The sequence below is a fragment of the Glycomyces harbinensis genome, from assembly GCF_900101745.1.
Taxonomy (GTDB): Bacteria; Actinomycetota; Actinomycetes; order Mycobacteriales; family Micromonosporaceae; genus Glycomyces; species Glycomyces harbinensis.
The window spans coordinates 129,609-144,700 of sequence record NZ_FNAD01000009.1; the positions used below are offsets into that span (position 1 = coordinate 129,609).

Sequence of the window (15,092 nt, forward strand, 5' to 3'; positions counted from 1 at the left end):
CGCCGATGCGCTGACACGCGGGCACGAATAGTGATGAGCCCTTCCACTCCCTCGGACCCGTCGGTAGGCTCACGCGCATGACGCAGTCGAAGGAACCCTGGAAGTCACCCATCTGGCGCTCCGAGCCGGCGTTCCTCTACTCGCGACGTTCCCTCGCCCGCTACGTCGGCCGCCCCGCCGCCGAGTTCCTCAAGATCGAACCGGCCGCCGGCGTCGTCCTCGTCATCTGCGCGGTCCTGGCGATGCTCTGGGCCAACTCCCCCTGGGCCGCCTCGTACGAGACCGTCTGGGGCCTCGACATCACCTTCCAGTTCGGCGACTTCACGCTCCACCACACCCTCAAGGACTGGATCAACGACGGCCTCATGGCCGTCTTCTTCTTCGTCGTCGGCGTGGAGATCAAGAGCGAGATCGTCACCGGCGAACTGCGGCGCCTGCGCAACGCCCTGCCCCCCATCGCCGCCGCGCTCGGCGGCATGATCGTCCCCGCCCTCATCTACACCGCCTTCAACGCAGGCGGCCCGGGCGCCGCCGGCTGGGGCATCCCCATGGCCACCGACATCGCCTTCGCCGTCGGCGTCCTCGCCCTCTTCGGCTCCCGCATCCCCTCGGCCGCAAGGATCTTCCTCCTCACGCTCGCCATCGTCGACGACCTGGGCGCGATCGCCGTCATCGCCGTCTTCTACACCGACGACCTCTCGATGCCCTGGCTCGGCGCCGCCGCGGCCCTCATCGCGCTCGCGGTCGCCATGCGCCTGCTGCACGTGTGGTCGACGCCGGTCTACCTCGTCATCGGCGTCGCCCTCTGGCTCGCCATGCTCGAATCGGGCGTCCACGCCACCATCGCGGGCGTCGTCATGGGCCTCATCATCTCCGCCCGGCCCCTCCTCGACCCCGAAGTGGCCCATGCGGAGGCGCAGGAGCTCGCCCAGGACGGCCTCACCGTCGAGGAGACCGAGCGCCTCGTCAAGCTCACCCGCGACGCCCAGCCGCCCGCCGACCGCGTCCAGCTGCGCCTGCACTACTTCTCCTCGTTCGTGGTGCTGCCGCTGTTCGCGCTCGCCAACGCCGGGGTCGCCCTCAGCGCCGACCTGTTCACCGCCGCCATGGGCTCGGCGGTGACCCTCGGGATCGTCCTCGGCCTGGTCCTGGGCAAGGTCACCGGCATCACCGCCGCCACGTGGCTCGTCGTCAGGCTCGGGATCGGGCGGATGCCGCGCGGCACGAGCTGGCCGCTGCTGGGCGCCATCGGCATGGTCGCCGGCATCGGGTTCACGGTGGCGCTGTTCATCACCGAGCTGGCCTTCCGCGGCGGCGACGCCGCCCTGCTCACCGACGAGGGCAAGATCGGCGTCCTGTGCGCCTCGCTCCTCGCCGCGCTCCTCGGCGCCCTGGCCGTGCACCTCACGGCCCCCCGAAGGCCGCGGGGCGGCGACGGGGACGAGGGGGAGGATGAGGACTCCGGGGAGGATGAGCAGGCGCCAAAGGGCGCCGCGCATGCGGGGTTAGGCTTGGCTGACTGCTTTCACGAGCGACTCGATCTTAGAGTGAGGACAGCGCAATTGGCTCCGCAGAATCTCATGTCCCAACCGCCGGCGACCACGCTGCCGGACGATGCCGAGGCCAGGAAGTACCTCGACGAGCACACACCCGAGGACACCGTCCGCCACTACCCGTGGTTCTGCGCGGCGTGGGCCCGGCTGGCGAAGAACGCCCTGGAGTCGGGCGACGACGTGACCGCCTACGCCTTCGCCCGCACCGGTTACCACCGCGGGCTCGACCAGCTGCGACGCAGCGGCTGGAAGGGGCACGGCCCCATTCCCTGGGAGCACAAACCGAACCGCGGCTTCCTCAAGTCGCTCCACCAGCTCTCGCGCTCGGCCGCGGCCATCGGCGAGGCGGACGAGGCCGCCCGCTGCGCGCAGTTCCTGCGCGACTCGGACCCGGCGGCGGCCGACGCCCTGACCTGATCCGCGCAGCGAAGCGGCCGGGGAGCCCACGCTCTCCGGCCGCTTCCGCGCATCCGGCCTCAGGCCAGGAAGATCTGGCCGTCCTCCACGGTGATCTCCACCGCGGACAGGTTGACCTCGGCCGGGCCCTGCTCCAGCTCACCGTCGATGGTCCAGGTCGAGCCGTGGTTGGGGCAGACGATGTTGCCGTCCGCGTCGGGGGCTTCGACGATGGTGCCCATGTGGGGGCAGACCGCCGAGAAGGCGAGGAACTCGTCCGCGGTCGGCTGGACGATCACGGTCTCGTCGACGACGAGGCCGCCGCCCTCGGGGACGTCCTCGGTCGTCGCGATCCCGGTGCCGGCGCCCGAATCGGCCCCCTCGCTGGTGGCGCCGTCGGTCGCACCGGCCGACGACTCCGCGTCGGAGTCGGAGGGGGACTCGGCGGTGCCGCAGGCGGCGAGCGCGCCCGCCGCCCCGAGCCCGGCGAGCCCGCACATGACGCCCCGCCGCGAGGCGTTGCCCTTCGCGAGCGCTTCCCGGGCCAGATCGGCCCCGACTCTGGTGTCGGTCATTGTCGAACTCCTTGCGGTCGTGGTGCGGCGCCGCGTCCGGCCGGGGTTGCCTGCGAACCCCGATCCGGTCGTTGCGGCGCCTGCGGCCGCAACGTTAACGCCGGAATGCCGAGCTTGTCACGCCCTGACGGGGAATCTCAAGAGTTTTAGTTGAAGATTTCATAAAACTCTCAGCGACCTGATCGGCACTCAGGCACCACTGCTCGACCCGCGCCACTACACCCCCAGCGACCGGGCGATGATCATCCGCTGCACCTCGTTGGTGCCCTCGCCGATCTCCAGGATCTTGCAGTCGCGCCACGCCCGCGCGACCGGCGTCTCGTTCATGAACCCGTAGCCGCCGAAGATCTGCGTGGCGTCCCGCGCGTTCTCGACCGCCGCCTGCGAGGCGTGCAGCTTCGCCAGCGCCGCATCGGCGCCGAACGGCTCGCCCGCATCGGCCCTCAGCGCCGCGTCCTGCCACGCCAGGCGCGAGGTGTGGGCCCGCAGCCGCATGTCGGCCAGCATGAACGCGATCGCCTGGTTCTGGGCGATCGGGCGCCCGAACGCCTCGCGCTCCTTCGCGTGGGCCACCGACTCGTCCAGGCACCCCTGCGCCGAACCGGTCGCGAGCGCGGCGATGGCGACGCGGCCGCCGTCCAGGAGCTCCAGGAACTGCACGAAGCCCCGCCCGCGCTGACCCATGAGGTTCGCCTCGGGGACGCGGCACGAGTCGAAGTAGACCGGGCGCGTGTCCGAGGCCCGCCAGCCCACTTTGGAGTACTCGGGGCCGACCTGGAGGCCGGGCGTGCCGGGCTCCACCGCGATGCAGGAGACCTCGCCGGGCCCGGTCTGGGCGGTGGCGATGATGAGGTCGGTCATCTCGGTGCCGGCGTTGGTGATGAAGCACTTGGCGCCGTCGATGACCCACTCGCCGTCCTCCAATCGCGCCTTGGTCTCGGTGTGCCCGGCGTCGGTGCCGCCGCCGGGCTCGGTGAGCGCGAACGCGACCAGGCCCTCCCCGGCGGCCAGGCGCGGTAGCCAGCGCTCCCGCTGCTCCTTCGTCCCGTAGCGGGCGATGCCCTCGGCGCCGAGGGTCACCGAGGCCTCGACGGTGACGGCCACGGAGGCGTCGACGCGGGCGATCTCCTCCAGGGCGAGGCCGAGCATGAACAGCCCCTGGCCGCTGCCGCCGTACTCCTCGGGAAGGGTGACCCCGAGGACGCCCAGCTTGCCCAGTTCGCGGACGAGGTCGATCGGGAACTCGCCCCGCTCGTAGAAGCCGCCGATGACCGGCTTGATCTGCTCCTCGGCGAACTCGCGCACTGCTGCGGCGAACTCGGTCTGCTCGATGTCGAGTCTCATGGCTGCTCCCAGGTGTGGTACGGATCGCAGGCGTCGCCGAGGCGGCTACACCGGTGTGATCGGGTGTCTGCGGTCGGAGAACCGGCGGTCCTTGTGGGTCAGCCGGCGGTAACGGGCGATGAGGTCATCGCGGAGTTCCTCGGGGGCGAGGACGTCGTCGACGACGAGTTCCCCTGCGAGCCTTCGCAGGTCGACGTCGGCTTCGTATTCGGCGCGGCGGTCGGCGACGAAGCGTTCGCGCTCCGCCGGATCTTCGATCGCGGCGATCTTGTTGGCGTACACGGCGTTGACGGCCGCCTCGGCGCCCATGACGGCGATCCGGGCGGTCGGCAGCGCGAGCACGGCGTCGGACCCGAACGCGGGCCCCGCCATCGCGTACAGGCCCGCGCCGTAGGCCTTGCGGACCACGACGCACAGCTTCGGGACGGTGGCCTCGGCGACGGCGGCGATCATCTTGGCGCCGTGGCGGATGATGCCGCCGTGCTCGACGGCCGAGCCGACCATGAAGCCGGGGACGTCGGCGAGGAACAGCAGCGGCACGTTGAACGCGTCGCAGGTGTTCACGAAGCGGGCGGCCTTGTCCGCGGAGTCGGAGAACAGGACGCCGCCGCGCACCGCCGAGTTGTTGGCGACCAGGCCGACCGGGCGCCCGTCGAGGCGGGCGAACGCGGTGATGAGCTCCCCGGCCCACCGGGCCTGGACCTCCAGGACCGAGTCGCGGTCGACCAGGCCGTCGAGGAACGCGTGCATGTCGAACGGGGCCGACTCGCTGGGCGGGACCACCGCGGCGAGGTCGACCGGCAGCGGCGGGCGGGCCGCGCGCACCGGCGCGGGCTGGGTCCAGTTCGACGGCAGGTAGGAGAGCCAGCGGCGGACGTCGGCGATGGCCTCGTCCTCGTTGCGGCACAGGAAGTGGCCGACGCCGGACTGCTCGCAGTGGACGCGCGCGCCGCCCATCTCCTCCAGGGTCGTCTTCTCGCCGGTGACCATCTCGACCATGCGGGGGCTGCCGAGGTACATGGAGGCGTTGCCGTCGACCATGGCGACGATGTCGCAGAACGCGGGGATGTAGGCGCCGCCGGCGGCGGAGGGGCCGAAGAGCGCGCACGCCTGGGGGATGCGCCCGGAGGCGCGGACCTGCTCGTGGAAGATCCGGCCGGCCCCGCGGCGGCCGGGGAACAGCTGCACCTGGTCGGTGATGCGGGCGCCGGCGGAGTCGACGAGGTAGACGATCGGGTGCTGCTCGAGCTGGGCCGCCTCGATGGTGCGGATGATCTTCTCGACCGTGCGCGCGCCCCAGGACCCGGCCTTGACGGTGGAGTCGTTGGCGACCAGGCGGATCGGGCGGCCCTGGACGGTGGCGGTGCCGACCACGACGCCGTCGGCCGGCAGGGTCGGGTCGGGGTTGGCCCAGAGGGCGTCCTCGCGGAAGGAGTCGGGGTCGCACAGGCGCCTGATGCGCTCGCGGGCGTGGTACTTGCCCGCCGCGGCGGCGGCCTGGTGGTACTTCTCGGCCCCGCCGCGCTCGATCCGCGCGCGCTCGGCCGGGTAGTGCCCGCTGAAGTCCACGGAACCGCTCCTCCTCGACGACCCAAGTCCCTTAACGATCGTTAAGGCAATGCAATCCTGGCATGTGGGAACCCCCCGTGTCAACGCTTCGCACGACCCCGCCCGGCCGCGCCCGAAACCATGTCGCACCCCCGCGCCATCGTTGATTCGGGGGCGCCCGCGAACGCCCGATTTGCCCCGGACCCTCCGTTCACCTTCCCGCGCCGCCCCTGGCCCGTGCCCGGACCGTCCCGATCGCACCCGGCCCCCGCCTTCCCGCAACCCGGCCGCATTAGGCTCGAAGTCGCCTCCTCACCGCCAACCGCGGGCACACCCACCGCCACCCGGAGACCCATGAGCGCCACCGCCACCCCGGCCGACACCGCGGCCCCCGCCGCCGCGCCCGCCGCGCGGGCGCCGCGCCTGCGCGAGATCGACGGCCTCCGCGGCCTCGCCATCGCCGTCATCGCCGTCTACCACATCTGGTTCGACCGCGTCTCCGGCGGCGTCGACGTCTTCCTCCTGCTCTCCGGCTTCTTCATCACCGCGAGCCTCCTGCGCACCGTCGAGAAGACCGCCACCCCCGAACGCGCCGGCTCGGTCGCGCCCCTCGCCTTCGCCGCCCGCATCGTCCGCCGCATCTTCCCGCCCGCGCTCGTCGTCGCCGCGGCCACCGTGCTCATGACCGTCATCTGGCTGCCGCGCGCCACCTGGAACCAGCAGCTCGGCGACATCCTCGCCACCGCCCTCTACTACGGCAACTGGCACCTCGCGCTCAACTCCGTCGACTACCTCTCCTCCAACAACGGCGCCAGCATCGTCCAGCACTACTGGTCCATGGGCATCCAGGCCCAGTTCTACGTGCTGTGGCCGATCCTCATCGGCGCCTCGGCGTGGCTCGCCCACCGCGCGGGGCGGGGCTGCCGCCGCGTCCTCGCGGTCGCGCTGGCCGCGGTCTTCGCCGCCTCGTTCGCCTTCGCGCTGTGGGAGACCGCGGAAAACCAGGCCTTCGCCTACTTCGACCTGCGCGCCCGCCTGTGGCAGTTCGCCGCCGGCGGCCTGCTCGCGGTGGCCCTGCCGCGCCTGCAGACCGCGTTCGCGGGCCCGGACGCGCCGCAGCGCCGCGTCCTCGCGGCCGCGCTCGGCTGGGCCGGGGTCGCCGTCCTCCTCGGGGCCGGCTTCTTCCTCGAGAGCACCCAGTTCCCCGGGCTCGCCGCGCTCTGGCCCGTCGGCGGCGCCTGCGCCGTCGTCATCGCCGCCTCGCTGAGTCCCGGCACCGGCGCCGGGCACCTGCTCAACGCGCGCCCGGTCCAATGGCTCGGCGACCTCTCCTACACGCTCTACCTGTGGCACTGGCCGGTCCTCATCTGCTACCTCACCGCCACCGGCCGCGACACCGCCACGCTCATGGGCGGCCTCGGCGTCCTCGCCGCCGCGACCCTCCTCGCCTGGGCCACCCGCTGGGCCCTGGAGCAGCGCCTGCCCGCGACGGGACTGGGCCAGCGCACCAAGCGCGGCGCCTTCGCGCTCGGCGCGGCCTGCCTGGCCCTCGTGCTCGCCTCCTACGCGGCCCTGACCTGGTACGTCTCCTTCGAGCGCGACCGCCTCGCCGAAGCCGCGTCCGACGCCTCGCGGTACCCGGGCGCGGCCGCCCTCGCCGAAGGCCTCGACGTCCCCGAAGCGGACTTCACGCCCTCCACGCTCGACGCCGCCGAGGACTACGACCCGGCCCTGTCGGGCCGGTGCAACCAGACCATGGAGGGCTACGAGCCCGTCCGGTGCGACTTCGGCGCAGAGGAGTCCGAGGCCGCCGCCACCGTCGTCATGTACGGCGGCTCCAAGATCTGGCAGTGGCTCCCGGCCGTGCTCGAAGCCGCCGAAGCCCAGGACTGGCACGTCATCGCCTACACCAAGAACGCCTGCATCATCGAGACCGGCCAGGAGGACCTCGGCGAGGAGCGCTACCGCTCCTGCGCGGCGTGGAACGACGCCGTCGTCGCCGAGATCGACCGCATCGGCCCCGAACTGGTCTTCACGTACGGCTCGCGCGTCGGCTACGAGGCCTACGAGACCTTCCCCGACTACACCGACCGCTACGAGCAGCTGCTCGCCACCGGCGCCGCCGTCGTCGCGATCCGCGACACCCCGAGCCCGCGCTTCGACATCCCCCTGTGCGTGGACCTCAACGGCGCGGGCGCCGCCGAATGCGCCGTGGACCGGTCCTCCTACTACGAGGAGGGCGCCTTCGCGTCCCTGGAGGTCCCCGAGGGCGTGCGCAAGGTCGACCTCACCGACTACATCTGCGGGCCCCGCTCCTGCGAGCCGGTGGTCGGCAACGTCCTGGTCTACCGCGACGACGCCCACCTCACGAACACGTACGCCGCGACGCTCGGCCCCTACCTCGAGGCCGAGCTCGCCGCCGCCCTCGCCGCCCGCACCGGGGCCGGGTAGCGGGACGGCCCGGCTCGATGAGCCGGGCCGTCCGTTCCGCGCCTTAAGCGGCGACCGCGTCCAGGGCGATCTCGACCATCTCGGAGAAGGACTCCTGGCGGTCGGCCGCGGGCAGCTCGGTGCCCTTGAGGATGTGGTCGGAGATCGTGCACAGCGCCAGCGCGCGGGCCTTGAACTTCGCCGCGATCGTGTAGATCGCCGCGGCCTCCATCTCGATCGCGAGGATGCCGTAGTCGGCGAGCTTCGCCTCGACCTCGGGCGCGTCGGTGTAGAACGTGTCCGAGGAGTACAGCTGGCCCACGTGCAGGTTGATCCCGCGCGCGGCCGCGGCGTCCACCGAGGCGCGCAGCAGGTCGAAGTCCGCGACCGGCGCGTAGTCGACCACGCCGTTGAAGCGGATGCGGTTCATCGAGGAGTTCGTGGAGGCGCCGATGCCCGCGACCACGTCGCGCAGCTCGATCCGGTCGTGGATCGCCCCGGCCGACCCGACCCGCAGCACCGTCTTGACGCCGTACACGTCGAGGAGCTCGTGCGTGTAGATCGACGCCGACGGCTGCCCCATCCCGGTGCCCTGGACTGACACGCGCTTGCCCTTGTAGGTGCCGGTGAAGCCGAACATGTTCCGGACCTCGGTGTAGCACGTGGCGTCCTGCAGGAAGTTCTCGGCGATCCACTTCGCACGCAGGGGGTCCCCCGGGAGGAGGACGCTCTCGGCGATGTCGCCCGGCGCAGCGGAGATGTGTGCAGTCATGACGCCAGCTTCTCATAAACATCCCATGAATTTGCGGGGACCGTCTGTGAGGTGGATCGCCGGATCCCGGCTGCGGTTCCGCAACCGGGGTCCGGTAATCTTCTCGGCGGTGGCGTGTCCGAGCGGCCGAAGGAGCTCGCCTCGAAAGCGAGTGTTGGGTAACCCTCAACCGTGGGTTCAAATCCCACCGCCACCGCCAGTCAAGGCCAACGCCGGGTCCGATATCGGGCCCGGCGTTCGCCGTTCCTGGCGGCCTGCGGCTAATCTGTCGGGACCGCGGATCCGGAACGCCGGCACGTCCCGAACGCCGCCGGCGACACGACGACAGTGCGAGCGGGCGCGACAGCGCCGACGGTATGAGAAGGACGGGCAGCGGTGAGTCGATCCTCCACGGGCGCGAAGGTCTACAGCGCGGCCGTCATCGTCCTGTCGCTCCTGCTGGCGACGATCCTGCTCCTGCACCGGTTCATCCCCAACCGCTGGTTCAACCTCGGCAGCCTCGCCGAGACGTTCCTGCCCTGGTTCGGCCTGGCCGTCCCGGTCCTGGTGCTCCTGGCCGCGATCCGCCGCAGGCCCCTCGCGATCGTCTGCGCCCTGCTGCCGGGCCTGGTGTGGTTCCAGATGTACGCCGGCGCCTTCGCCGACAAGCACGTCGGCGAGGGCGACTTCCGCGTCGTCGCCCACAACGTCAACGCCGAGAACACCGACACCGAGGGCACCGCGGCCGCGCTCCTGGCCGCCGAACCCGACATCATCGTCCTCGTCGAGCTCACCGAGGACCAGCGCCTCGCCTGGGGCGACCTCCTGGACGGGCAGTACGAGTACTCGGTCGCCTACGGCACCGTGGCCCTGTGGTCGTCCTACCCGGTCGTCGACTCGAACGAGGTGGACCTCGACCTCGGCTGGGCCCGGGCGTTCCGCGCCGCGGTCGAGATCGAAGGCGAGCAGGTCGCGTTCTACGTCGCCCACCTCCTGTCGGTGCGCGTGAACGCCGAGGGCTTCACCTCCGCGCAGCGCAACGAGACCGCCGAACTCCTCGCCGAGGCCATCGCCGACGAGCCGCTCGACAAGGTCATCCTGGCCGGAGACCTCAACGGGACCGTCCAGGACCGGGCCCTCGCGCCCATCACCTACCAGCTGGAGTCGGCCCAGGCCGCGGCCGGGAAGGGCTTCGGCTTCACCTGGCCCGCCGAGTCCCCGATGGCCCGGATCGACCAGGTCCTGTTCCGGGGCCTGGAGGCCACGGGCTCGGACGTGCTCGACGCGACCGCCTCCGACCACCGCCCGGTGCTCGCCGACTTCTCCTTCTGACCCCCGCCGCGGACCGCTCGGCCGTACCGTGCAGGCGCCGCGCGCACATCGCGCCGTACCGTCCGCCCTGCCGTGCAACCCCGGGCGGCGCCTCGGGCGTCTTGGAGACGTGACCGAAGACGACGCCACCATCATCCTGCCGACCGTGACCGACCGGCCCGCGGCAGGCGGCATCCTCGACGACAGCGCCATCGACGCGACCGCGGTGTTCGCGCGCGTCGGCGATGTCGAGGACGTCAAGCACGCCCTGATCGAGCTCGACGGGGTGGGCATGACCTACCCCGGCCCGCCGCCGGTCGAGGCCCTCAAGCCGGTGGTGCTGCGCGTCGAGGACGGCGAGTACGTCGCGATCGTGGGCCCGTCGGGCTCGGGCAAGTCGACGCTGCTGAACCTGCTGGGCCTCCTGGACGCCCCGACCGAGGGCACCTACTGGCTCGACGGGCACGACACGTCGAAGATGAAGGAGGCCACGCGCACGCAGCTGCGGGCCGACAAGATCGGGTTCATCTTCCAGGCCTTCCACCTCATGGCGCACCGCACCGCGACGGAGAACGTCGCGATGTCGCTGGTGTACCAGGGGATCGGGCGCCGCAGGCGGCGCCAGATCGCGCGCGAGAAGCTCGAACTGGTCGGCCTCGGCCACCGCCTGGACGCGCTCCCGACGACGCTCTCGGGCGGCGAGCGCCAGCGCGTGGCGATCGCCCGGGCGCTCGCGGCCGACCCGAGCCTGCTGCTGTGCGACGAGCCCACCGGCAACCTGGACTCGAAGACGGCCGACTCGATCATGGCGACGCTCGACGAGCTCCACGCGCAGGGTCTGACGATCCTGATGATCACCCACGACCACGACGTGGCCGAGAGAGCCGAGCGCGCGGTGACGATCCGCGACGGCCAACTGCGCGAAGGCAACCACCTCGCCGAGCACTGATCGCCGCACCGGACGGCCCCGGAACGCCCTGGAGTGACCCCGGAAGGTCTCGGCACGACCCCGGGCAGTCCCGGGGCGATCCCGGGCCGCCTCCAGATCACCTGCACGGCTTGAAGACGGTCCCCGACCGTTGCCCGCGCCTCAGCGGGCCGAGGCCCGCCGGACGCGGTCAGGCTGCTGATCGGCGTCGGCGATCACCATGCCGCGCAACCGCTCCGGTCACACCCGGCCGCGCTCGTCGGGGTCGTACTGGTTCGGTGTCCGGCGCTGCCGGGGCAGGAGCATCGTCGCGTCGCTGTCCACGGGCCCGCCGCCGCCGGGGCCGTACTGGCCCGGCGCCCGGGGCTGCCTGGGGAGGATCAGCGTCGCGTCGTTCACGGGGGCCGGCGTCCCCGCCGCGGCGGGCTCCTTGCGGGGGAGGACGACGAGCGGGTTGAACAGGAACCCCCGGCCGATGCGGTTGAGCAGGTTGTGCGCCAGCAGGCAGATCGCGATCACCGCGGCGGTCAGCAGCAGCGGGTAGACGAGCGCCACCGCGGGGTTCGCGAGCGCCTCCGCGGCGCCGGTGCCGCGCACGACCCTGTCGATGACCGCGAGAGGGAGCATGTGGATGACGTAGATCGGCAGCGTGCGCTGCCCGATCCAGCCCAGCGGCTTCGTCATCCGCGGCAGCCACCGGTCGAGCAGGACGCACCAGGACATGCCGAAGTACACGGCCGCGAGGCACAGCAGCGTCCAGACGCCGAACCACTCGCGGGCGTTGAGGAGCGCCATGCCCCCGATACCCGCCGCGAAGACCGCGCCGGCGGCCAGGGCCGTCCACACGTTCACCGAGGCCGCGATCCGCTTCACCAGGTCGCGCATGCGCACGCCGAGGAGGAAGAAGAACAGGTTCTGGATGACCTGCCAGAGGTTCCCCAGGTCGGGCAGGACCCCCATGCCCATGACCCCGGACACGATGAAGGCCAGGGACAGCACGATCGGCGTCGGCACCTTCCTGGTGGTCCGGGCGATCACCAGGTACAGGCCGAGCGCGAGCAGGTACCAGAGGTTGGTGGGGCTGATGGTCAGCTCGGCGAGGTATTCGACGACGTTGTGGGCGCGGGCCGTGTCGAAGTCGGGGGCCGCCAGTGCCAGGGCGAAGGTCTGGATGGTGAGCCAGAGGACGTACAGGCTGAGGAGCAGCCCGACGCGGCGCCCCGCCTTGGCCCGGTCGGCGGCGAACACGGCGCTGGCGGCGAACAGTCCGGAGACGAGGAAGAACAGCGGCATCCGCAGCGGCAGCAGCTGCGCGCTGAACGTCGCCCACAGGGAGGCGATCCCTTCGGCCGATCCCCAGTCGATGAAGTGGACGTGCTTGGTGATGACGTGCCAGAAGACGACGAGGATAATGCAGACGCCCTTTGCGACGTCCGCCCAGCCTTCCCGTGTTCGGAGGTTCATGTGGGTGCGCCAATTTTCCTTAGGGGGCAAGGTGGTACGACTCTAACGTTTGGCCTCGTCAATGACGCGAGTGGCCCTCATGCAGGTGGGGTGCGTCTGCCGCTGAAATCGCCTGGTCGTGCCCGTTCGTGCCCGTTCGCGCGAGGCGTTCCGTCGGCTTCGGCTTCGGGCAGAGGCCCCGCTTCGAGCGGTGCGGCGCCGCTGCCCGTCGCGCCGTTTCGTCAGTCCTGGCCGGGCGGCCCGCTGGAGCTCTCGTCGTCTCCTGGCGTCTCGTCGTCGTCCTTGTAGTCGGAGCCGTTGGAGATGAGGATGTAGACGGGGCTGCCGCTGGGGGCGGAGCCGGTCACCGAGGTCGAGAACGCCTCGCCCTCTTTGCAGTCGGAGTCGAACTGGCCGGGGGAGATCGCGGCGTCGAAGCCGGCGTTGGCGACCCGCGAGCGGGCGTCGTCGGCGTCCATGCAGTCGATGGAGGGGATGGAGACGAGGTTCTTGCCGTTGACCATGTCGCTCGACGGCTCGCCCCAGCCCTTCTCCTCGAGGTCCTTCACGGCCGCTTTGAGGATCGCGACGCCCGTGGACTTCACCGCGTCCTTGAGGTCGGCCGTGGCGACGCCGGACCGGTAGGTCGCGTCGGTGTCCCCGACGAACGTGGCGGTGGTGGCGTTCGGGGTCGAGCCGATGAACCAGTAGGAGCGGTCGGAGTCGGCGGTGCCGGTCTTGCCGAACATCGGGCGGTCGAAGTTGCCGGTGTAGGCGGCGGCGGTGCCGTTGCCCGTGCACTGGGTGCCCTCGGCCTGCTGGCCGACGACGCAGCGCCCGGCGCTGACGGCCGCGTTCGCGACCTCCTTGGGGAAGGCCTGGTCGCAGACGGGCTCGGTGACGTCGGCCCACTCCTCGCCTTCGGCGTTGATGACCTGGAGGACCGGGAGCGGCTCGCAGTGCTTGCCCTTGGCGGCGACCGTGGCGTAGGCCTCGGCCATCTCCAGCGGGGTGGTGGCGTCGAACCCGAGGGTGAAGGTGCCGTAGTCGTCGAGGTTGCCGGCCTCGTCGCGCTTGGACACTTCGCTGTCGGGGTGGAAGTCGATGCCGGCGGCGACGGCGGCCTCGTAGGCCTTCGAGGTGCCGACGAACTCCTGGAGCTGCACGAACGCGGTGTTGGAGGAGCGTCCGAACATGCCCCACATGTTCAGCGGGCTGGAGGACCAGTTGCTGTCGTTGGAGGGGCACCAGGGTTTGAGGCCGTCGCGTTCGGATCCGCAGGCGGACGGGTCGTCGGCGGCGGTGAGGTAGTGGGAGGTGTACCGGCCCGGCGAGGGGATGCGGGTCTCCAGCGGCCAGCCCTCGTCGAGGGCGGCGAGCATGGTGAACATCTTGAACGTCGAGCCGGCCGGGTATCCGGCGAGCTGGTCGTTGCCGCTGAGCAGGGGCACGGTGGTGTTGGGGTAGTTGGAGGGCTCGTCCTTGCCGTCGGTTCGGGGCCCGTTGTCGGTCTGGTCGAGGGAGTAGACGCGGTTGACGGCCATGGCTCTGACGTGTCCGGTCCCCGGGGTGATGGTCACCGATCCGAGGGTGGCGGGGTTGTCGACGTCGACGCGGTCGGCGAGCTTCTCGGTGGCCTTGTCCTGGAGGTCGGCGTCGAGGCTGGTGACGATCTTGAAGCCGCCGCGCTTGAGGAGGCTGATGCGTTCGCGCTCGTCGGCGCCGAAGGCCTCCTGGCCGGCCCACCACTCCTTGAAGTAGTCGCAGAAGAAGCCCCAGTTGGCGGTGGCGACGTCGACGCATTCGCTGCGGACGGGGCGCGGGTTCAGCCCGAGGGGCTGCTCCTTGGCCTCGTCGGCTTCGGTCTGGCTGATGTTGCCGAGGCCGACCATGCGGTCGAGGACCCAGTTGCGGCGCTCGACGATCTGGGAGTCGTCGCCTTCGCCGTCGAGGAGGCCGTCGGCGTAGGAGGGGAACTTCGGCAGGGAGGCGAGGGTGGCGGCCTCGGCCATGGTGAGTTCGCTGGGGGGCTTGTTGAAGTACGTGTAGGACCCGGCGTGGACGCCGTAGGCCTGGTTGCCGAGGTAGATCACGTTGAGGTATCCCTCGAGGATCTCCTCTTTGGACATCGACTCCTCGATGGACATGGAGTAGCGCGCTTCTCGGAGTTTGCGCTCGTACGTGTCCTCGGACGCGGCGATCACGTCGTCGATGGTTGAAGCGGAGTAGATCAGGGTATTGCGTACGAACTGCATGGTGAGGGTCGACGCTCCCTGGGAGTCGCCGCCCTGGTTCGCCACGGCGGCGCGGATGATCCCGGCCCAGTCGACCCCGTTGTGCTCGTAGAACTTTGAATCCTCGGCGGCCAGGAGCGCGTCGATCATGAGGGGGGACACCTCGTCGAGGGTGACCTCGCGGCGGTTCTCCTCGTAGAAGGAGGTGATGAGCGTCTCTCCATCCGAGGCGTACACATAGGACGTCTGCGGAAGCGTGGGCTGGGTGAGCTCGGTGGGCAGCGACTCGAACGAGTCGACACTGTTCGAGGTCACCATCCCGGCGAGGCCCACCAGCGGGAAGGCGGCCGCGGCCGCGAGGACTCCGGCGAGGACGCCGCAGATCAGCAAGGCTATGCCGTCCCCTAGAGGGCTCCGGTCGCGTTTCAAGGTCTGCACCGCCTCAGATTAGAACGAACGTCGGGAAGCGCGGAAGTTGCTACGTCCCTGTATCAAAAACGGCACGCGAGTTCAGTCGCCGCCGGCGCTCGACATTGATACGCCGCGGGCTCGGCATCGAGCTGCCCTCGTATCGGAATC

At 70.9% G+C, this 15,092-nt stretch carries 10 protein-coding genes and 1 tRNA gene; 5 read left to right on the forward strand and 6 right to left on the reverse strand.

Annotation, left to right across the window (positions count from 1 at the left end; all coding sequences use genetic code 11):
• Window positions 1-77: 77 nt before the first annotated feature.
• A complete protein-coding gene (gene nhaA, locus BLQ63_RS16090) occupies window positions 78-1,970 on the forward strand; it encodes a Na+/H+ antiporter NhaA (RefSeq protein WP_091037285.1) in 1,893 nt (630 codons plus the stop codon).
• A 59-nt stretch (window positions 1,971-2,029) separates the two neighbouring features.
• On the opposite strand, the gene BLQ63_RS16095 is transcribed toward nhaA, so the two are convergent.
• The 3 genes from BLQ63_RS16095 to BLQ63_RS16105 form a co-directional block, all read right to left on the reverse strand.
• On the reverse strand, window positions 2,030-2,524 hold the full coding sequence (locus BLQ63_RS16095) for a Rieske (2Fe-2S) protein (protein WP_091037286.1): 495 nt from the start codon (window positions 2,522-2,524) through the stop codon (window positions 2,030-2,032).
• Window positions 2,525-2,740: 216 nt separating this feature from the next.
• Window positions 2,741-3,868: an acyl-CoA dehydrogenase family protein gene (locus BLQ63_RS16100; protein ID WP_091037289.1), complete on the reverse strand. Its 1,128-nt coding sequence runs from the start codon at window positions 3,866-3,868 to the stop codon at window positions 2,741-2,743.
• Between the two features lie 45 nt (window positions 3,869-3,913).
• Window positions 3,914-5,437: an acyl-CoA carboxylase subunit beta gene (locus BLQ63_RS16105; RefSeq protein ID WP_091037295.1), complete on the reverse strand. Its 1,524-nt coding sequence runs from the start codon at window positions 5,435-5,437 to the stop codon at window positions 3,914-3,916.
• 333 nt (window positions 5,438-5,770) lie between these two features.
• Between BLQ63_RS16105 and BLQ63_RS16110 the strand changes: the two genes are divergently transcribed.
• On the forward strand, window positions 5,771-7,867 hold the full coding sequence (locus BLQ63_RS16110; RefSeq protein WP_177154968.1) for an acyltransferase family protein: 2,097 nt from the start codon (window positions 5,771-5,773) through the stop codon (window positions 7,865-7,867).
• A 43-nt stretch (window positions 7,868-7,910) separates the two neighbouring features.
• On the opposite strand, the gene deoD is transcribed toward BLQ63_RS16110, so the two are convergent.
• The gene (gene deoD, locus BLQ63_RS16115) at window positions 7,911-8,618 is read right to left on the reverse strand and encodes a purine-nucleoside phosphorylase (protein ID WP_091037306.1); all 708 of its coding nucleotides are present in this window, start codon (window positions 8,616-8,618) and stop codon (window positions 7,911-7,913) included.
• 108 nt (window positions 8,619-8,726) lie between these two features.
• On the opposite strand from deoD, the gene BLQ63_RS16120 reads away from it, so the two are divergent.
• The 3 genes from BLQ63_RS16120 to BLQ63_RS16130 all read left to right on the forward strand — a co-directional run bounded on the left by BLQ63_RS16120 (window position 8,727) and on the right by BLQ63_RS16130 (window position 10,857).
• Window positions 8,727-8,817: transfer RNA gene (locus BLQ63_RS16120), tRNA-Ser, on the forward strand.
• A 176-nt stretch (window positions 8,818-8,993) separates the two neighbouring features.
• Window positions 8,994-9,929: an endonuclease/exonuclease/phosphatase family protein gene (locus tag BLQ63_RS16125; RefSeq protein ID WP_245680984.1), complete on the forward strand. Its 936-nt coding sequence runs from the start codon at window positions 8,994-8,996 to the stop codon at window positions 9,927-9,929.
• Between the two features lie 271 nt (window positions 9,930-10,200).
• Complete coding sequence (locus BLQ63_RS16130) at window positions 10,201-10,857, forward strand: ATP-binding cassette domain-containing protein (RefSeq protein ID WP_091037614.1); 657 nt, start codon at window positions 10,201-10,203, stop codon at window positions 10,855-10,857.
• 219 nt (window positions 10,858-11,076) lie between these two features.
• Here BLQ63_RS16130 and BLQ63_RS16135 read toward each other — a convergent pair whose 3' ends face one another.
• Both BLQ63_RS16135 and BLQ63_RS16140 read right to left on the reverse strand, forming a co-directional pair.
• A complete protein-coding gene (locus tag BLQ63_RS16135; protein WP_091037316.1) occupies window positions 11,077-12,300 on the reverse strand; it encodes an acyltransferase family protein in 1,224 nt (407 codons plus the stop codon).
• A gap of 221 nt (window positions 12,301-12,521) precedes the next feature.
• Window positions 12,522-14,951, reverse strand: a complete 2,430-nt coding sequence (locus tag BLQ63_RS16140) for a penicillin-binding protein (protein WP_143014942.1) — start codon at window positions 14,949-14,951, stop codon at window positions 12,522-12,524.
• Between the last annotated feature and the right edge of the window lie 141 nt (window positions 14,952-15,092).